This is a genomic window from Hymenobacter sp. B81 (assembly GCF_044628455.1).
Lineage (GTDB): Bacteria > Bacteroidota > Bacteroidia > Cytophagales > Hymenobacteraceae > Solirubrum.
Window position 1 is genome coordinate 2,528,710 of record NZ_JBIYZW010000001.1, and the last position, 17,802, is coordinate 2,546,511.

General features: G+C 63.8%; 17 protein-coding genes. 4 read left to right on the forward strand and 13 right to left on the reverse strand.

The genetic code is table 11. The features are described 5' to 3' along the window. The first annotated feature begins 1 nt into the window (after position 1). Positions 2-1,012, forward strand: a complete 1,011-nt coding sequence (locus ACE191_RS11085; protein ID WP_400192270.1) for a DUF2268 domain-containing putative Zn-dependent protease — start codon at positions 2-4, stop codon at positions 1,010-1,012. A 96-nt stretch (positions 1,013-1,108) separates the two neighbouring features. On the opposite strand, the gene ACE191_RS11090 is transcribed toward ACE191_RS11085, so the two are convergent. Together ACE191_RS11090 and pruA are read right to left on the reverse strand one after the other, a co-directional pair. Continuing rightward, on the reverse strand, positions 1,109-1,573 hold the full coding sequence (locus ACE191_RS11090) for a hypothetical protein (protein ID WP_400192271.1): 465 nt from the start codon (positions 1,571-1,573) through the stop codon (positions 1,109-1,111). 166 nt (positions 1,574-1,739) lie between these two features. Beyond that, positions 1,740-3,410, reverse strand: a complete 1,671-nt coding sequence (gene pruA / locus ACE191_RS11095; protein ID WP_400192272.1) for an L-glutamate gamma-semialdehyde dehydrogenase — start codon at positions 3,408-3,410, stop codon at positions 1,740-1,742. A 137-nt stretch (positions 3,411-3,547) separates the two neighbouring features. Here pruA and ACE191_RS11100 point away from each other — a divergent pair, with 137 nt between their 5' ends. Beyond that, complete coding sequence (locus ACE191_RS11100) at positions 3,548-4,282, forward strand: SIMPL domain-containing protein (RefSeq protein WP_400192273.1); 735 nt, start codon at positions 3,548-3,550, stop codon at positions 4,280-4,282. Positions 4,283-4,288: 6 nt separating this feature from the next. Here ACE191_RS11100 and ACE191_RS11105 read toward each other — a convergent pair whose 3' ends face one another. The 3 genes from ACE191_RS11105 to ACE191_RS11115 form a co-directional block, all read right to left on the reverse strand. After that, positions 4,289-4,987 carry a YjjG family noncanonical pyrimidine nucleotidase gene (locus ACE191_RS11105; protein WP_400192274.1) on the reverse strand — a complete coding sequence of 233 codons (699 nt, stop codon included), beginning with the start codon at positions 4,985-4,987 and terminating at the stop codon, positions 4,289-4,291. Positions 4,988-5,334: 347 nt separating this feature from the next. Continuing rightward, a complete protein-coding gene (locus ACE191_RS11110) occupies positions 5,335-5,655 on the reverse strand; it encodes a (2Fe-2S) ferredoxin domain-containing protein (RefSeq protein ID WP_400192275.1) in 321 nt (106 codons plus the stop codon). An 11-nt stretch (positions 5,656-5,666) separates the two neighbouring features. After that, positions 5,667-6,062 carry an ArsR/SmtB family transcription factor gene (locus ACE191_RS11115; protein WP_400192276.1) on the reverse strand — a complete coding sequence of 132 codons (396 nt, stop codon included), beginning with the start codon at positions 6,060-6,062 and terminating at the stop codon, positions 5,667-5,669. 128 nt (positions 6,063-6,190) lie between these two features. Between ACE191_RS11115 and ACE191_RS11120 the strand changes: the two genes are divergently transcribed. Then, on the forward strand, positions 6,191-6,868 hold the full coding sequence (locus tag ACE191_RS11120) for a carboxypeptidase-like regulatory domain-containing protein (RefSeq protein ID WP_400192277.1): 678 nt from the start codon (positions 6,191-6,193) through the stop codon (positions 6,866-6,868). Positions 6,869-7,216: 348 nt separating this feature from the next. Further along, positions 7,217-8,593: an NAD(P)/FAD-dependent oxidoreductase gene (locus ACE191_RS11125; RefSeq protein ID WP_400192278.1), complete on the forward strand. Its 1,377-nt coding sequence runs from the start codon at positions 7,217-7,219 to the stop codon at positions 8,591-8,593. 106 nt (positions 8,594-8,699) lie between these two features. On the opposite strand, the gene ACE191_RS11130 is transcribed toward ACE191_RS11125, so the two are convergent. From ACE191_RS11130 to ACE191_RS11165, 8 genes are all read right to left on the reverse strand, one after another. Next, positions 8,700-9,098: a hypothetical protein gene (locus tag ACE191_RS11130; protein ID WP_400192279.1), complete on the reverse strand. Its 399-nt coding sequence runs from the start codon at positions 9,096-9,098 to the stop codon at positions 8,700-8,702. A gap of 139 nt (positions 9,099-9,237) precedes the next feature. Then, the gene (locus tag ACE191_RS11135) at positions 9,238-10,518 is read right to left on the reverse strand and encodes a carboxypeptidase-like regulatory domain-containing protein (protein ID WP_400192280.1); all 1,281 of its coding nucleotides are present in this window, start codon (positions 10,516-10,518) and stop codon (positions 9,238-9,240) included. Between the two features lie 198 nt (positions 10,519-10,716). Further along, positions 10,717-11,373: a bifunctional 4-hydroxy-2-oxoglutarate aldolase/2-dehydro-3-deoxy-phosphogluconate aldolase gene (locus ACE191_RS11140; protein WP_400192281.1), complete on the reverse strand. Its 657-nt coding sequence runs from the start codon at positions 11,371-11,373 to the stop codon at positions 10,717-10,719. Positions 11,374-11,461: 88 nt separating this feature from the next. Beyond that, the gene (locus tag ACE191_RS11145; protein ID WP_400192282.1) at positions 11,462-11,836 is read right to left on the reverse strand and encodes a PH domain-containing protein; all 375 of its coding nucleotides are present in this window, start codon (positions 11,834-11,836) and stop codon (positions 11,462-11,464) included. 78 nt (positions 11,837-11,914) lie between these two features. Then, entirely contained in the window at positions 11,915-12,574 is a 660-nt protein-coding gene (locus ACE191_RS11150; protein WP_400192283.1) for a hypothetical protein, read from the reverse strand. 80 nt (positions 12,575-12,654) lie between these two features. Next, positions 12,655-15,018 (reverse strand): M1 family metallopeptidase, encoded by a 2,364-nt coding sequence (locus ACE191_RS11155; RefSeq protein ID WP_400192284.1) that lies wholly within the window; start codon positions 15,016-15,018, stop codon positions 12,655-12,657. Positions 15,019-15,224: 206 nt separating this feature from the next. Continuing rightward, positions 15,225-15,836, reverse strand: coding sequence for a HupE/UreJ family protein (locus ACE191_RS11160; RefSeq protein ID WP_400192285.1), 612 nt, complete (start codon positions 15,834-15,836; stop codon positions 15,225-15,227). A 130-nt stretch (positions 15,837-15,966) separates the two neighbouring features. Next, positions 15,967-17,802 (reverse strand): T9SS type A sorting domain-containing protein (locus ACE191_RS11165; RefSeq protein WP_400192286.1); only part of this gene is annotated, 1,836 nt, incomplete at its 5' end.

The window sequence follows — 17,802 nt, forward strand, 5'->3', positions numbered from 1 at the left end:
CATGCTTTCCCCGCTTCGCACCGCCTGCCTGCTGGCCCTGGCGGCTACCGCCCTGCTGCCCGGCGGCTGCCGCAGTGCCCTGACTCCCACGCCGGCGCCGGCCGCTTCCGCCGCCCCGGCCGCCGGCTACCAGGTTGTCGACCTGATGCCCGCTTTCCTGGAGTTCTGGCAGCAGGCCCAGAACCACGACCAGGCTACCCAGGTGCGCCTGTTTCAGCAGCGGCTGGCCGACCGCTACCCCGAGGTGTACAACCAAAGCGTGCTGGGTGGCCCGGCCGACAAAACATTCGCCGAAAACCTGCCCGCGCGCTACGCCAAGGTGCAGCCCCTGGTGCAGCCGCGCATGGCCCTGGTGGAGCGCCTGTCGCGGCAGATTGGCCAGGACCTGCCGCGCTACGAGGCCAGCTTCCGCCAGACATTTCCCGACCTACGCTACCACGGCCGCATCTACTTCCTGTACTCGCTCGGCGGCTTCGACGGCGGCACCCGCACCGTGCAGGGCGAGCAGGCGCTGCTCTTCGGCCTCGACATGATTGCCTTCGTGTACGGCGAGGAGGCCGACCCGCAGCCCTTCTTCCACCACGAGCTGTTTCACCTTTACCACAGCCAGTTTTTCGGGCGCGACGAAACCCTGGCCGCGGCTTTGTGGCGCGAGGGTCTGGCCACCTACGTGGCCCACGCCCTCAACCCCTCGGCGGCCGGCGTCAACCTGTTTGGACTGCCGCGCAACACGCCCGCCCGGGTGCAGGCCGAGCTGCCCCGCTACGCCCGCGAGCTGCGGGCGGCGCTCGGCTCCACCAGCCGCGACGACTACGCCCGCTTCTTCCTCGGCGGCACCGACGAGCAGGCCGCCACGCCCGGGCGCGCGGGCTATTACCTCGGCTACCTGGTGGCCCAGAAGCTGGCACGGCACCATTCCCTGCCCGAGCTGGCCCACGCCCAACTCGCTCAGCTGCGCCCCGAAATCGAGCAGGCCCTTGCTGAGCTAATGACCGGGCCCGCGGGTAGGTAGCCGACCGATTTCCGGCCAAAAGCCGCCCCGTTGTCTGGGGCAGCTTTTTTATGACCAGTCAGATTTTGAATGAGTCATAGTTGTCCCTCACTCGTACTACCCAGGAATTAGCTCTCTTCTCGCAAAGGATATATCCTCTAACTCCTCCCCTGGGTCAGTGAAAGCGAGTTGAAAATAAGCTTTAGAAAATTCCGCGTTAAACACAGCGCGAGAAAATCGGTAGGTAGCAAATGCCTCGTCTCTTGGAGCAATAAGCTTTGGTGTAAAAGGCACGCCTGCAGCTATACCTCGAAGGGGAGGAGCAACTGTTAAGTCGGGTGAATTATTTCGATTGGCGGTATCACGGAGCAAGGCGATAAAGTCGCTCGACAATTTGTAGCTCTGCGTAAGCCGTTCTATTTCCCTTTCGGGTAAAGGAGCAGGAAAGCGCAGGGAGTCATAAACGCCAATTGTATCCTGCTTCGTAAGTGGAATAAGGTAAATCGTAGGCCTCATTACCTGATTGCAAACCGCTGTTATCAAATCAGCTTCCTGCTGTTGATAATAGGCGGCGTCGGGCAAATGGTGCGGCAGTGGGTGAGAGCAACCAACACCCAACAGAGCAGGAAACACGAGCAGCCCGAGCGCTTTCATACAGCCAAGTTGATGCTTATTCCGGAATGGCCTGATCAACAAAAAGCCGCCCCGATTTCCCGGAGCGGCTTTTCGCGTCAATCAGCAGCGCGGTTTAGAAGCCGCCTTTGCCGCTCACGTTCAAATCCTCGTGGTTGTCCACGCCCAGGAAGGGGTAGCGGTAGTCCACGGGCGGCACGAAGGTTTCCTTGATGGTACGCGGCGACACCCAGCGCAGCAGGTTCAGGATGGAGCCGGCCTTGTCGTTGGTGCCGGAGGCGCGGGCGCCGCCGAAGGGCTGCTGGCCCACCACGGCGCCGGTGGGCTTGTCGTTGATGTAGAAGTTGCCGGCCGCGTGCACCAGCTTGCGCGTGGCCAAATCGATGGCGTAGCGGTCCTGGCTGAACACGGCTCCCGTGAGGGCGTAGGGCGAGGTGCTGTCCACTAGCTCCAGGGCCTGCTCAAACTGCTCGGCTTCGTACACGTGCATGGTCAGCACCGGGCCGAACAGCTCCTCGCACATGGTCACGTACTTGGGGTCTTTGGCCACCAGAATCGTGGGCTCGATGAAGTACCCCTTGGACTTGTCGTGGCCCCCGCCGGCCAGGATTTCCACGTTCGCGTCGGCCTTGGCCGCGTCCACGTACTTGGCCAGCTTGTCGAACGACTTCTCGTCGATAACGGCGTTGATGAAGTTCGAGAAGTTTTCCACGTCGCCCATCTTCATCGACTTCAGGTCCTCAACGAGGTAGCCTTTCACTTCCTCGTACAGGTTGGAGGGCAGGTACACGCGCGAAGCGGCCGAGCACTTCTGGCCCTGAAACTCGAAGGCGCCGCGCGAAATGGCCGTGGCCAGTTCCTTGGCGTTGGCCGACTTGTGGGCGATGATGAAGTCCTTGCCGCCGGTTTCGCCCACCACGCGGGGGTAGGCCTTGTAGTTGCCCACGTTTTCGCCGATGGTCTTCCAGATGCTGTTGAAGACGCCCGTGGAGCCGGTGAAGTGGATGCCGGCGAAGTCGCGGTGCTTCAGAATCACGTCGCCGGCGGTGGGGCCGTCCACGTACACCAGGTTGATGACGCCGTCGGGCACGCCGGCCTCCTTGAACAGCTCCATCAGCACCTGGGCCGAGTAAATCTGGGTGTTGGCGGGCTTCCACACCACCACGTTGCCCATCATGGCCGGGGCCGAGGGCAGGTTGCCGGCAATGGAAGTGAAGTTGAAGGGCGTGAGGGCAAACAGGAAGCCTTCCAGCGGGCGGTGCTCCAGGCGGTTCCACATACCGGGCGCCGACTCGGGCTGCTGCTGGTAGATCTGCTGCATGAAGTGCACGTTGAACCGGAAGAAGTCGATCAGCTCGCAGGCCGCGTCGATTTCGGCCTGGAAGGCGTTCTTGCTTTGGCCCAGCATGGTGGCCGCGTTCAGGCGGGCGCGGAAGGGGCCGGCCAGCAGCTCGGCAGCTTTCAGGAAGATGGCGGCACGCTCCTGCCAGGGCAGCTCGGCCCACATGGGGCGGGCCGCCAGGGCCGCGTCGATGGCCTGCTGCACGTGCTCGGCGGTGCCGGCGTGGAAGTGGCCGAGGGTGTGCTTATGGTCGTGGGGCGGGCTGATGCGCTGGGTGTTGCCCGTGCGCACTTCCTGGCCACCGATGTACATGGGGATGTCGCGCTCCTGCCGCTTGAGTGCCTTGAGCATGGCCTGGAGTTCGGCGCGCTCGGGGGAGCCTGGGGCGTAGCCCTTCACGGGCTCGTTCTTGGGGGCGGGGACGTTGAAAAAGCCGTTGGCCATAGCGGGGAATGTCAGTTGGCGGTTGAAGGCTAAAGTTGAGCGGGCAAAGGTAAGATTTAGACGCGGCCGAGCCGAAGCGGCCTATTTCTCCCGCGAAGTATTCTATATTTTGCGCTACTCCTCTGCCAGCCTCCTCTATGCGCCGACTTGCGCCCGCTTTCCTTCTCGTGGCCCTGGCCGCTTGCACCACTGTTCAGCAGCTGCCCCAGTCAGCGGTTCCGGTAAGTCGCACGCTGGCCGTGTCGGGCTACGGAGAAGTCGTCACGTACCCGGATCTGGCCGAAATCACGGTCGACGTCTCGTTTTCCAAGCCGAAGCTAAAAGAGGCTACGGCCGAAACGCAGGCGGTAGTCGAACAGGTCATCACGGCCTCGCAGCCTTTCGTGCGCTCCAGGCAGGATGTGCGGGCGAGTTTCGTGTCGACCAGCAAAGAGTACGCCTACGAGAAAGACAAGCAGGTGCTGAAAGGCTTTTCCGCCACCCAGTCGCTTACCATTAAGCTGACCAACCTGAACCAGCTCGAGGCTTACATCGAAACCCTGCTCGAAACGCGAATCAACGGCATCCGCAACCTGAGCTACTCCCACTCCAAAAGCGACAGTCTGCGGCTGGAAGCCCAAACCATAGCCCTGCGCAACGCCCTGACCACTGCCGACAAAATGTGCCGGACCATCGGCGCCAAACGGGGGCCGGTGTTGCAGCTATCCGAATTGTCAACCAACAGCAGCGGCTCGATGGAGTCGCCCTGGGGCGAGGGTCAGTCTGTCAACATGGGGCTGTACGGCAAAGGCATGGGCGGCCGCAGCTTCAAGCTGACGCCTGACCTCATGCACTTTCGCAGCGGCGTACAGGCCACCATTGAAATTCAGTGAAAACGCCTACAAAAACCCTTTCAGCTCGCTCAGGCAGCTGATTTCGTAGGTCACCTCGGCCGAATGCCGGCGCTTGTCGGGGTTGAAGTATACCTGGTCGATGCCGGCGTTGTAGGCGCCCAGCACGTCGCACTCCAGGTTGTCGCCAATCATCAGGCTCTCCCGGGCAGTAGTGCCGGCGCGTTCCAGGGCGTGCTCGAAGATGCGGCGGTCGGGTTTCAGGCAGCCGCTGCACTCACTGGTCACGATTTCCTGAAAATAGGGCGTGAGCTGCGAGGAGTTCAGCTTCACGTACTGAATGTCCTTGAAGCCGTTGGTAATCAAGTGCAGCGCGTAGCCGCGGCCCTGCAGGTAGTCCAGCACTTCGTAGGTGAAGGGAAACACGGCCGACTTCTGCGGCAGCAGGTCGGTGAAGTCCTTCGAGATGGTAGCCGGCACCTCTTCTTCGGGCACGCCGAACTTGCCCAGGGTGCGCACAAACCGCACGCTGCGCAGCTGGTGCTGGTCGATTTTGCCGCCCTGGTACAGGCGCCACAAGGCGTGGTTGATTTCGCTGTAGCGGCCGATAAACTCCTCCACCGTGAACGTGCCGAAGCGGCCCAGTCCGTGGTGCTCGTAGAGGTGGCGCAGCGTCTCGTCGGCGTTGCGCTCAAAGTCCCACAGCGTGTGGTCGAGGTCGAAAAAAAGGTGGCGGTAGGTTTTCAATGAGCTACTATCAGTTGACGATGATTTCATACTTTCGAAGGTTGCCAACGCAACTATTTTGTTTTCATGCTTCAGGCATTCCCTCGTCTGCTATGCACTTGGCTACCTATGTTGGGAGCAATTCTGCTGCTTGCCTTATATGGAAGCCATTTCCCCTTTGCTATTGGGGCGCAAGCTGCACTGCTAAGCTGGACAGGATTTCACATCGTGAAACATGAATCAACTGTGGGCAAGACGACAAGTGCAACTTGGTTGTTTCTGTTCATGATGGTGCTATTAATCTTGGTGTCCTTCTTCGCGTGGCTCTTCAAAGACCTACAGATAGCGTAATCATGCTTAGGATGTTACTAGGGCTCAATCAGTAACCGCTTCACCGGCCGGCCTGTTCCCAGGTGCTCGGCCACGATGTCGCTCACGTCCTGGGGACGCACGTCGCCGTACCACACGGCCTCGGGGTACACCACGATGGCCGCGCCCGAGCCCTTTTTGCAGTGCTTGCACACGTCCAGGCAGCCCACGGCCTGCACGCGGTTCTTGCGCTTCTTGCCGCCCACCAGCAGGCGCTTCAAATCCTGCTTCTTCAGCTCCTTCTTGAAAGCCTTGGCCACGTCCTTGCCGACGTCGCTCTTCTGGTTGGTGCACACAAACAGGTGATGCTGGTAGCTCATAGCAAGCGGGTTCAGGAGCGCGGCGTGCCGGTCCAGTGGCGGTTTTGCAGCTTGTACGCGGCCAGCTCGCGGTTCGACCACAGCGTCTGGTAGGTTTGCTGGTCCTTTACCAGCTGCGCGTCGCGCTCCATGTAGCCCAGCTGCTGCTGCAACAGGTCGGCGTACTCGTCCTTGATAAAGTAAAACAGCCAGTTGTCGAGCCGGCGGAAGCTCACCAGCCCGGCGTTGCGCAGGTAGCCCAGCTGCCGCGAGGTTTTGGTTTGGGTGAAGTCCAGCACCTGCTCCAGGTCGGAGATGCACATTTCCTGGTTGCGCCACAGCAGGTGCAGAATGCGCACCCGCGACTCGTCGCCCAGGGACTTGAATAAACCGAGTCCGAATGCAACGGAAAAGTGTTTGAGACGCATCTTTTAACTGAACTGCGGGTTATGTAGCCGCCGGGCGGCTCGTGGCGCAAAGGTAAGCGGCCGGCCCGGGGGCGCCCGGGCAGCTCCGTGAAAGAGCCCTATCTTTGTTATCCGCGCAACCGTCTGACATGCCCTTGCTTGCCCGCTTTTCCCTTCTGCTAAAGCTTTTGCTGCCCGCGCTGGCGGCCGTCCTGCTGCTGACGCCCCACGGGGCCCAGGCCCAGGGCCAGCGGCGCGTGGTGCAGTTCACCGGCATCGTGGCCACCGGCGACTCGCTGCTGGGCGTGCCCGGCGCCACCGTATTCGTGCCCAAGGCCGGGCGCGGCACCGCCACCAACGCCTACGGCTACTTCTCGCTGCCCGTGCTGGCCGGCGACTCCATCGTGGTTCGCTCGCTGGGCTACCGCAACCAGCACATCGTCGTTCCGGCCGACTACCCCCGCCAGAGCTACTCCGTCATCGTGCAGCTGCGCGAAGACGCCACCGTGCTGCCCGAAGTGCGCATCTTCCCCTACCTCACCGAAAAGGACTTCAAGCGCGCCTTCCTGGCTTTGGAGCTGCCCAAGGAGCGCGGCACCCGCACCGCCGAAAACCTCAACGAGCAGATTCTGCGGCGCATCTTCCAGAACGCGCCCGTCACCAGCATGGCCAACTACCGCCAGACCATGCAGGCCCAGCAGCTCGACCAGCAGCGCCGCATGGGCACCGCGCCCAACCCCTACACCAACAACCCCCTGCTCAACCCCTTCAGCTGGCTGCAGCTGATTCAGCAGATCAAAAACGGCGACTTCAAAAAGCAGGACTAGCCCCGCCCCTGCCGCCCAGGCTCCCGAGCCCGGCTCCCCGAATTTTTCTTCGGCGGGTCGGGCTCGGGACTTTTTCCGCCCGAACCGGGAAGAGCCCCTGCGCCAGCGCACCCGGCAAGCCAGGGCCTTCCCGGTTTTGTTGCAAATGGTAAAGCCCCCGGCAATGCGGGAAATATGGGCCTACCTTGTTCGCTTGCCCCGGCTTCCTTCAGGCTTAGTACAAATGCCACCGCCCAGCGCCGGCCTATTCCACTTCGGCGCAACCACCCACCCCGTTTTGCGGTAAAGTTGTAGGGGCTGAATTGCGCCCCAATGGGCTACCTTGGCCCGTCCTCATTCTGGTTTGCCATGGATACGAACCTTCCCAAATCGGCGCACCCGCGCCTGGTCATCATCGGCTGCGGCTTTGGCGGCCTGCAGCTGGCTAAGGCCCTGCGCCACGACCCCGTGCAGGTAGTGGTCATCGACCGCAACAACTACCACAACTTCCAGCCCCTGCTCTACCAGGTAGCCACCGGCGCCCTCGAGGCCGACAGCATTGCCTACCCCATCCGCCAGATCTTCGCCGGCCAGAAAAACTTCTTCTACCGCATGGCCGACGTGCAGCACGTCGACACGGCCACCAACTGCGTGCACACCAACATCGGCGACATTCACTACGACTACCTGGTGCTGGCCACCGGCTCGCTCACCAACTTCTTCGGCATCGAGAGCATCGAGAAGAACAGCATGCAGATCAAGAGCATTCCCAACGCCCTGAACCTGCGCAGCTACATCTTCCAGAACTTCGAGAAAGCCCTGCTCACCGAAGACCCCGAGCAGCGGCAGACGCTGATGAACATCGTGGTAGTAGGCGGCGGCCCCACGGGCGTGGAAATCAGCGGCTCGCTGGCCGAGATGCGCAAGCACGTGCTGCCCAAGGACTACCCCGAGCTGGATTTGCGCCAGATGAAGATCATCCTGGTGGAGGCCGGCCCGGCCCTGCTCGGGCCCATGTCGGCCAAGTCGCAGCAGGAGGCTTTGCGCTACTTGCAGGAACTGGGCGTGGAAGTGCGCCTGAACACCGGCATCAAGCGCTACGAAGACTGCCGCGCCTACTACTCCGACACCGAGTTCATTCCCACCGAAAACCTGATCTGGGCCGCCGGCGTCAACGGCGCCGCCCTGCCCGGCCTGCCCGAGGCGGCCGTCACCCGCAACAAGCGCATCACCGTCAACCGCTGGAACCAGGTGGAGGGCCTGCCCAACGTCTTTGCCATCGGCGACGTGGCCAACATGGTTACCGACGACATGCCCCGCGGCCTGCCCATGCTCGCGCCCGTGGCCCAGCAGCAGGCCACCCACCTGGCCGAGAACTTCCGCCGCCTCGCCCAGGGTCAGCCGCCGGTCGACTTCCAGTACAACAACAAGGGCGTCATGGCCATCGTGGCCCGCAACAAGGCTGTGGTCGATTTGCCCAAAAACGTGCACTTCAGCGGCTTCTTCGGCTGGCTCACCTGGCTGTTTGTGCACCTGATGACGCTGGTGGGCTTCCGCAACAAGGTGGTGGCCTTCATCGACTGGGCCTTCAGCTACTTCAGCACCAACCAGGCCCTGCGCCTGATCATCCGCCCCTTCAACCGCCGCGACGTGAAGGACGACAAGGGCAAGCGTCCGGCCGAGCACCAGGCCTCCACGCCCGAGTACACGCCCACGCCCCCGGCCATCCAGACGCCCGCCGCCTAGCTAGCGCAGGTATTAGGCTGTAGGTATTAGGAATTAGGCAAGCCTCAGTACGCACACGGCCCGTCGACTTACGTCGACGGGCCGTGTCGTTGAGCAAAAACAGAGGCTAGTTGGCCGCGCCGTCCGTGCACGAGTTGGCCGAAACGTTCCGGAGCGTATGCAGCGGCAGGTCGCTGGGGGCATCGTTGGCCAGGCAGCGCAGGTCGGGGTTGCGGCCGCCGCGCTGGAAAGTGAAGTGCAGCGTCTGGCCGGGCTGACTTAGCTCGCCCAGCTCGGTGTAGGTCGAAATAACGTGGTGGTACTCGCGCGGGCCGCTGCCGTCGCGGTCGAGCACCACGGTCTGACCACCCTGGGCGCCGTGCAGCTGAATGAGGGTGCCGGCCATGCAGGTCTGGGCCAGCACGGTGCCCGCCACGCAGGGCATGGGTTCGTCGCACTTGCGGTGGTTGCAGCCGGCCGTCAGCAGGGCGAGGGCCGCCAAAGGAGCGAACAGGGAAGTTTTCATAGCAGGAAGTAGAAAGGGTTGGGTTGCAGGTAAGAGCCGCGGCGCCCGCCCGGCGTTGCATGCCTCCCCCTATTTCTCTCCTGCCCGGCGTCGATAAAGAAACCCCGGCCACCACGCACTCCGCTCTGACTTCTGAGCCCTAGTATCCCCGGCGCTTGACGGGCGGGGCGGCGGGCTTGGGCTTTACCATGGTGCCGAACGCGCCCTTCTTCTCGAACGACTCGGCCACCTCGTCTTCCAGCGGGGTGCGCTTCACCACCGGGTTGTTGGCCCAGAACTCGGGGTCGTATTTGGTTTTGCGGATTTCGTCGAGGTCGTTTTCGTCCAGGGCCGGGCGGCGGTACACGGCATTGCCGGGCGTGCTCCCGGTTTCGTAGAAGAAGGTGTAGGCTGCTACGTTCATGCGCTTGGCCTTCACGCCCGGCCGCTCGATGTCGAACGAGAGGGTGGTGTTGATGTGGTCGAGCGGGGAAACCGGGCCGGGCGTGTTCTGAAACACCAGGTCGAACTCCAGCTTGGTGTTGCGGAACTTGTAGGTGGGGTTGTTGGCCGTGCCGGTGAAGGTGGGCGTGGTGATGTGAAAGCGCGCCACCTTGTAGTTATCCACATCTATCCACACGGTGCCCTTGGCGTGGTACTTGGTGAGCTTGGGGCTGGTTTCGAAGTTGATTTCGGCCACGTCCCGGTCGCCCTGCTGAATGATGCCGCCGATTTCGAGGATGTAGTTGTCGGCCACGTTGGGCGAGAGCAGGGCCAGGGACTTCGTGCTGTCGGCGCGGGCGTCGTAGAGGCCGTAGGCGCGGGTGTAGAACGAGAAGTTGCGGAAGTTGATGATGGCGTCCTTGGCCGCGTAGCGCGCCTGGGCCAAGGAGGTTCCCTCGATGCGGGCGTTGCTCGACTTCACGTTCCAGATCATTTCCTGCAGCTCGGTGGGGTCGTTGTCGAGGCGGGTAATCTGGCGGTAGTAAGCCTTGCCGTAGAAGTTCTGGTCGTAGTGGCGCTTCATGTGGGCGTAGGCCCGCGTGACCAGGGTGGCCGCGTAGCTTTTCACCTCTACCTCGGGCAGCACGATGTTGGCCGCGGCCAAGGTAATCTGCAGCGACTCGTTGGCGCTGGTCACCTGCACCGAGTCGCGCTGGTGACTCAGCTCCGACACCATCAGCAGGGCCGGCAGCGTGGGCACGCGCAAACTGAACTCCCCGCTGGCGTTGCTGGTGGTGCCCGCCGTGGTGCCCTTCACCCCGATACTCACGAAGGGGATGGGCTCCTTGGTGTCGCGGTCGAGCGTAACGCCCTTGATCAGGTACTGGGCCGAGGCCGCCGGGCTCAGGGCCAGCAGCAGCAAAACCAGCAGCGAAGCGAAGGCGAAACGCGGCCGGGCGGCCGGGCGCCGCGACGGGCGAAAAAGAAAGCTGTTCACAACAGGCAAGGGTGTGGTGGAGGGAGCTGCGGGCCAGCAAAAACCAGCCCGCAGTTGTTCTGTCGCAACAGTTTCGGCGCGGGAAAATTCCGCCCGCCGCCGCCGCTGGTCCGACAACGCAAAAATAGCCCCGGCATTTCACAGCGCCGCGCCCCGCTTCCCCTTACTGCGCAACCAACTCCCGACCAGGGTCCGGGTTCATCCCGCCGGGGCCGTGGGCGGGCGCAGGGTGCCGAGCAGCTCCGTTACCTGGGCCGTGAGGCGGGCCGGGTCGTCGCCGGCCAGCAGGCGCGAGTCGATGCCCACGCAGGTAGCGCCGGCCGCGGCCCAGGCCGCCACCTCGGCGGGCTGAATGCTGCCCGTAACCATGATGGGCGCCTGGGGCAGCGGCCCGCGCAGCAGGCGCAGGTAATCGGGGCCCAGGTGGGCGGCCGGAAACAGCTTGGCCAGCGTGGCGCCCAGGTGCAGGGCCTCGTACACCTCGTTCAGGGTTTGGGCGCCGGGCAGCCAGGCCAGGTTGTGGCGGCGGCACACGGCGGCCACCTCGGGCCGCATAACCGGCTGCACGATGAAGTCGGCCCCGGCCGCGATGAACCGCTCGGCCTCGTCGGCGGTGAAGATGGTGCCCGCGCCCAGCAGCAGATCGGGGTATTCGGCCTCCACAAACTGCTGCAGGCCGGCGAAGATGTCGAAGGCCTGGGGGCCGCGGTTGGTAAACTCAAACAGGCGCACCCCGCCTGCGTAGCAGGCCTCCAGCACCTGGCGGGCGTAGGGCTCGGCGGCGTGGTAAAACACCGGAATCAGCGGGGTGCGCCGGGCCTGGTCGAGGACCTGGGCGGCGGTAAAGCGGGCCATAAGCAAAGCAGCTAGCCGCCCGCGCCGACGGTGGCGGGGCGGCTAGCTGCTTACGGCTGGCGCGGGCAGATGGCCGACGCCGACCGGGCTACAGGGCGTACTCGCTCAGGGCCCGGGCCACGTCGTGGATGGTCTGGTCGTTGCGGAAGGTCTTGCTGATGGGCTCGGCCATGCCGCGCACCCAGATTTTGAGCTCCGATTCCATATCGAAGTGGCCGGTGGTTTCCATCGAGAACCGCTCGATGCTGCGGTAGGGTACGCTCATCAGCTCGCGCTTCTTGCCCGTGACGCCCTGCTTGTCGACCAGAATCAGGCGCTTGTTGGTGAAGATGAGCTGGTCGCGGATGACGGCGTAGGCGCGCTCCACCCGCTCGTCGGAGGCCAGCACGCGCAGCAGCTCCTGCTGGGTTTCGTTGATGTCGCTTTCCGAAGCGTTGCCGAGTAATGCGTCGAGGAGGCCCATGGTTGGTTTTTGGTTGTCAGTTATCAGTTGCCAGTTGCGGCTGGCTGGAAAGTACGGGGATTTCGCCGAGGCGGCTGGCTAGTGCTCCGCCCGCTTCTGTTTGCTGATTAAGCGCAGCCGGTTGTGCGCAAACTGGTATACAAAAGCCGAATCAACGCATTCCGTTTCCTTGAGGTCGTCATCCAGGGCCCAGCAGTTGCTCTGGTCGATTTGAAACCGCAGGTTACCGGCGGGCGTGCGGGTGACCCGGGTGGTGCGGATATACACGTTGCCGGCGTCGCCAAACGTCTCCGCCACCTCGTAGCTGGCTTCAATTTCCCTGGTGCGCGTGTTAGCTATTGAGAAGGTGATTTTGCTGGGCACGTAGGTTCCCGGTACGCGGGTGAAAAGCCCTACCCGCTGCTCCGCCAAATCGAGCTGGCCAATGGCAAACACATCATTGCCCTGCGGCATGTTCCCTTTTGGCTTCAGCAGTCTTATCAGGTCGTCGGGCACCGGCTTCTCACCCCGTTGCGCATGCATGACGGCCGTGTCGGCTTCTATCTCCGTGGTTGAGAAGCGGAGTGGCGGCCGCAGCACTGCATACCGCTGCAGCAGCCGCTGAAAGCCCAGCTGCTCCGGGGCACCGGCCTCGCCAGCCGCCGGTTTGCTTTCCGGGTGCAACTCAGTCGGAGCCTGTTGCTGGCAAGCACCGAAACAGGCCACGCACACCAGCAAAAAGGTCTTTCTGAACGGCATACAAACGACACTAGCGGCCAAACAAAAACAGCCGGACCCAGGGGTCCGGCTGTTTGAATCTAACGAAAATCGGCACTTGGTTAGTTGGTGCCGCCGGTGCTGCCGCCGCCCACCTGCTGGGGCTGCTGCGACGACACGTTGCGCTGCTGTTGCATGGGGTTCTGCGGGGCCGGCTGCTGCTGCTGAAACAGCTCGAAGCGCGAGGGCGCCAGCTTGCGCGGGAAGGCGTTGTTCGACAGGTCGGTGTCGGCCGTCTGCAGGTAGGGGTCGAGGGTGAAGGCTACCACCGGCTTTTCGGTGATGAAGACCTTGGTGACCTGCTCGTTGTTTTTGCGCCAGATTTCGGCCGGAATGTTCACCACTTCCTGCTTGCCGTCCTCGTAGGTCATCTGCACCACCAGGGGCATCACCAGCCCGCCGAGGTTGCGGAAGTTCACCTGGTAGAAGTTCAGTCCCTTGTTCAGGGTTTCGCGCTGCTCGGGGCTAAGGCCGGCCAGGTACTGCTGGTACTTGGCCTTGTCGGCCGCGGTGGCAGCCAGCGGGTCGTAGCGGTTGTAGAAGTCCTTGAGCTCGGGCTTCTCGTCGTCGACCAGGGTTTTCTTGATGGCCTGCAGGTTGCGCTGCTGCGAGAGGCTCTGCGGGGCCGCGTTCAGCTCCTCGCGGCGGCGGGCATTCTCGATTTCGGGGTTTTTCGAGTCGACCTTGTACCACTGCACGTCTTCAATGGCCAGGTCGGTGCGCTCGGTGGTGTAGAACCAGCCGCGCCAGAACCAGTCCAGGTCCACGCCCGAGGCGTCTTCCATGGTGCGGAAAAAGTCGGCCGGCGTGGGGTGCTTGTAGGCCCAGCGCCGGGCGTATTCCTTGAAGGCGTAGTCGAACAGCTCGCGGCCCATCACGGTTTCGCGCAGGATGTTCAGTGCCGTGGCCGGCTTGGCGTAGGCGTTGTTGCCCAGCTGCAGAATGCTTTCCGAGTTGGTCATGATGGGGTTCTGCACGTTGGGGTTGGCGCGCATGTAGTCCACAATCTGGCGCGGCTCGCCGCGGCGCGAGGGGTAGCCCCGCTCCCACTCCTGCTCGGTGAGGTACTGCATGAAGGTGTTCAGGCCCTCGTCCATCCACGTCCATTGCCGCTCGTCGGAGTTGATGATCATGGGGAAGAAGTTGTGGCCCACCTCGTGAATCACCACCGAAATCAGCCCGTACTTGAGGGCGGCGGTGTAGGTGCCGTCTTTCTCGGGCCGGAAGCCGTTGAAGCAGAGCATGGGGTATTCCATGCCGCCGATGTTGCCGTGAACCGAAATGGCCACCGGGTACTGGTAGGGCACGGTCATGCGCGAGTACACCTTCAGCGTGTGGGCCACCGACTCGGTGGAGTACTGCCCCCACAGCGGATTGCCTTCCTTGGGGTAGTACGACATGGTCATCACGGGCTTGCCCTCGATGGTGATGCCCATGGCATCCCAGATAAACTTGCGCGAGGAAGCCCAGGCAAAGTCGCGTACGTTCTTGGCCGCAAACACCCAGGTTTTGGTCCCCTTGGCGCGGGTTTTCTCGGCCTGCGTGGCCTCGGCCTGCGTCACGATGACCACTGGCTTCTTAGCATTCTTGGCCTGGTCAAGGCGCTTGCGCTGAGTGGCCGTGAGCACCTGATCGGGGTTCTGCAGCGTACCGGTGGCGCCCACTACGTGGTCGGCCGGGGCGGTAATGGCCACGCGGTAGTCGCCGAAGGGCAGCGTGAACTCGCCGCCGCCCAGGAACTGCTTGTGCTGCCAGCCGTTCACGTCGTCGTACACGGCCATGCGCGGGTAGAACTGGGCAATTTCGTAGAGGTAGTTCTTGTCCTCGGGGAAGAACTCGAAGCCCGAGCGGCCGCCCAGTTTGAGGTGGTCGTTCACGTTGTAGTGCCACTTCACCGAGAAGGTGATGGACTGCTTGGGCGCCAGCGGCTGGGGCAGATCCACCCGCATCATGGTGTAGTTGACGGTGTAGGGCAGGGTTTTGCCGCCCTTCAGGCGCACGTCGTCAATCTTGAACGAGCCGTCGAAGCCGGTGCGGGCCATGTATTCCAGCGCCCGAAACGACATACGGTCCTGCAGCTCCCCGGTCTGGGTGGCGGCGGTCATCGAGTTCGGGGCGTAGATGTTGGCGTCGAGCTGCAGCCAGAGGTAGGTGAGCTTGTCGGGCGAGAGGTTGGTGTAGGTGATGTCCTCGGCGCCGGTAATGCTCTGGTTCTCGTCGTTGAGCGTGACGCGGATGTTGTAATCAGCCCGCTGCTGCCAGTAGTCGGCGCCGGGCGCCCCCGAGGCCGTGCGGTAGGTATTGGGCGTGGGCAGCTCGGTGCCCAGCTGGGCAAACTTGTCGGTGCCCGAATTGGTGGACTGGGCCGCCAGCGGACCGGCCAACAGGGCGGCCACGGCGGCAGTCAAAAGAAAGCGTAAACGCATACGGTGGAATGAGAAGCGAAGGTCGGGGCCGAAGCAGGCCGCGCGGATTCTGCGAAAAATACAGGCCGCCCGGCAAAGAACAGCGGTAAAGGCCAAAAACACCGCGGCCGGCCAAGTGTTGCGCGGCGTAACCGGCCCAACAGCCTTTTTTCGGCGAAGAGTTTCGCAGCGGCGGTTTTAAACCCTGAAAATCAACAACAAATGTCTTAGGCACCGGTAAGCTGGCCCAGCAGCAGCACCAGGGCAATGCCGGCCGCCGCGCCGCTGGTTACCAGCACCCAGTCGCGGCGCGTGGCCCGAAACCCACGCACCACCACGAAGCCCAGTACCAGAATCAGGGCCACAATCAGCAGCTGCCCCAGCTCCACGCCCACGTTGAAGGCCAGCAGCTCCAACACCGGGCGGGCGTTCTGACCCAGCAGCTCGCGCAGGTAGCTCGAAAAGCCCAGGCCGTGAATCAGCCCGAACACCGCCGCCAGCAGGTTGGGCCAGGCCAGCAGCACCGGCTCGGGCCGGCGGGTGTCGTTGCGGCGCAGCTCCCGGGGCGCCCGCGCCAGGTTGCCGATGCAGGTCAGCAGAATGGTGACCGGAATGAGCACCTCCACCAGCCGGGGCGAAAACGCCACGAGCCCGAGCGTGGCCAGCGCCAGCGTGAGCGAGTGACCCAGGGTGAAGCTGGTCACCAGCGCCACCACCCGGCGCCAGTCCTGCAGCACGTAGGGCGCGCACAAGGCCAGCACAAACACCAGGTGGTCGTAGGCCTGCAGGTTGAAGATGTGAAAGAAGCCGAGCTGGAGGTAGGTCTGAAAAACGGACATGCGGCAAAGCTAAGCGCCCGCGGCAGCAGTTGCGCACTGCGGTGCTCGGCGAAGCGGCCGGTACCTGCCACCAGCAAAAAGCCCCGCCGGCAGAACCAGCGGGGCTTTTTCAAGCAATAATCAGGGCTGCCTACTCGCGCACGATGCGACGGGTATCGGTGCCGCCCTCGGTGCTCAGGCGCAGCACGTACACGCCGGTGGGCAGCGTGCTCAGGTCAACCGGTTGCTGGGTGAGGCCAGTGGCGGCCGGCAGCACCTGGGCGCGGTACACTACCTGGCCCACGGCGTTGATGACCGTCAGCTGCACCGGCTTGCGGTAGCCGCTCAGCTCCACCGTCAGGCGGCCGTCGCGGGTCGGGTTGGGGTACACGCTCAGCATGGAGCCGGCCAGGGGCTTGGCCGAGGCCAGCACCACCGTAGCCGTTACCGCGTTGGAGGCGGCCGAGGCGCAGCTGTTGGGCGCGGTAGCAACTACCGTGTACGAGCCGTTCTGAGTGGCCGTGCTCACGGTGTAGGTAGCTCCCGTAGCGCCGGCCACCGGCTGGCCGTTCAGGTAGAACTGGTAGCTGGCCCCCGCGCCGCCGCCCGTGGCCGTCAGCAGCACCGAGCCGTTGGGCTGGGCCGTGGCCGTGAGCGTGGGCGTCGCCGGCGTGGCGTTAATGGTCACCGAAGCCGTGGCCGAAGCCGGGCAGGCGCCGCCCACCGCGTAGGTCACCGTGTAGCTGCCCGGCGTCGAAGCCGACAGGTTAATCGCGCCCGTGCTGGGGTTGATGCTCAAACCCGCAGTCGAGCTGAACGTGCCGCCCGAAGTGCCCGTGATGCTGGGAGTCGGGTTGCTGCCGCTGGCGCAGAACACCGTCCCGGCGTAGCTGAAGGCGGCATTGGCCGAAGCCGTGATGGTCACGGTAGCCGTAGCCGAGCTAGTCGCGCAGCCGCCCGAGGCGGCAATGGTGTTGGTCACCGTGTAGGTGCCCGGCAGGGAAGCCGCCAGGTTAATGATGCCGGTGGCGGCATTAACGCTCAGGCCTGCCGTCGAGCTGAAGGTGCCGGCCGAGGCACCGGCCGCGAAGGTCGGGGCCGGGTTGCTGCCACCCGAGGCGCAGTAGGAAGCCGCCGCGTAGCTGAACGTGGCCAGCGGCGCGGTGGTGATGGTCACCGAAGCCGTGGCCGAGGTCGGGCAGGCGCCGCCCACCGCGTAGGTCACCGTGTAGCTGCCCGGCGTCGAAGCCGACAGGTTAATCGCGCCCGTCGTAGCATTGATGCTCAGCCCGGCCGGGGCCGAGAAGGTACCACCGCTGGTGCCGCTGATGGTCGGCGTAGGAGTGCTCGTGCCGCTGGTGCAGAACGTGGAGGTGGCGTAGGCGAAGGCGGCCGAGGCCGGGGCCGTCACCGTGACCGAAGCCGTGGCCGTGCTGGCCGCGCAGCCGCCCGAAGCGGCAATGGTGTTCGTGACCGTGTAGCTGCCCGGCGTCGAAGCGCTCAGGTTAATGACGCCCGTGGTAGCGTTGATGCTCAGCCCGGCCGGTGCCGAGAACGTGCCGGCCGAGGCCCCGCCGGCCAGGATCGGCGCGGGGTTGTTGCCGGACGTGCGGCAGAACGGCGAGCCGGCGTAGCTGAAGGCTGCGTTGGCCGGAGCCGTGATGGTCACCGCCGCCGTGGCCGAAGCCGGGCAGGCGCCACCCACGCTGTAAGTCACCGTGTAGCTGCCCGGCGTGGAGGCGGCCAGGTTAATGGTACCGGTCGAAGCGTTGATGCTCAGGCCCGAGGTCGAGCTGAACGTGCCGCCCGAAGTGCCGCTGATCGTCGGCCGGGGGTTGCTGCCGCTCAGGCAGTAGGCCGACGCGCCGTAGGCGAAAGTGGCAGTAGCGGCCGGGTTAACCGTGACGTTGAGGGGGCTGGAGGTGGCGCTGCAGCCACCGGGGTTGGTCACGAGCACGGTGTAGCTGCCGGCCGTGGTGGCCGCGTA

Bases quoted from the DNA above. Each gene is read 5' to 3' on its own strand.
- ACE191_RS11120 (WP_400192277.1), top strand. From the start codon at position 6,191: ATGCCCTTGCTTGCCCGCTTTTCCCTTCTGCTAAAGCTTTTGCTGCCC.
- ACE191_RS11160 (WP_400192285.1), bottom strand. From the start codon at position 15,836: ATGTCCGTTTTTCAGACCTACCTCCAGCTCGGCTTCTTTCACATCTTC.
- ACE191_RS11110 (WP_400192275.1), bottom strand. From the start codon at position 5,655: ATGAGCTACCAGCATCACCTGTTTGTGTGCACCAACCAGAAGAGCGAC.
- ACE191_RS11130 (WP_400192279.1), bottom strand. From the start codon at position 9,098: ATGAAAACTTCCCTGTTCGCTCCTTTGGCGGCCCTCGCCCTGCTGACG.
- ACE191_RS11085 (WP_400192270.1), top strand. From the start codon at position 2: ATGCTTTCCCCGCTTCGCACCGCCTGCCTGCTGGCCCTGGCGGCTACC.
- ACE191_RS11145 (WP_400192282.1), bottom strand. From the start codon at position 11,836: ATGGGCCTCCTCGACGCATTACTCGGCAACGCTTCGGAAAGCGACATC.
- ACE191_RS11150 (WP_400192283.1), bottom strand. From the start codon at position 12,574: ATGCCGTTCAGAAAGACCTTTTTGCTGGTGTGCGTGGCCTGTTTCGGT.
- ACE191_RS11115 (WP_400192276.1), bottom strand. From the start codon at position 6,062: ATGCGTCTCAAACACTTTTCCGTTGCATTCGGACTCGGTTTATTCAAG.
- ACE191_RS11100 (WP_400192273.1), top strand. From the start codon at position 3,548: ATGCGCCGACTTGCGCCCGCTTTCCTTCTCGTGGCCCTGGCCGCTTGC.
- ACE191_RS11155 (WP_400192284.1), bottom strand. From the start codon at position 15,018: ATGCGTTTACGCTTTCTTTTGACTGCCGCCGTGGCCGCCCTGTTGGCC.
- pruA (WP_400192272.1), bottom strand. From the start codon at position 3,410: ATGGCCAACGGCTTTTTCAACGTCCCCGCCCCCAAGAACGAGCCCGTG.
- ACE191_RS11125 (WP_400192278.1), top strand. From the start codon at position 7,217: ATGGATACGAACCTTCCCAAATCGGCGCACCCGCGCCTGGTCATCATC.
- ACE191_RS11140 (WP_400192281.1), bottom strand. From the start codon at position 11,373: ATGGCCCGCTTTACCGCCGCCCAGGTCCTCGACCAGGCCCGGCGCACC.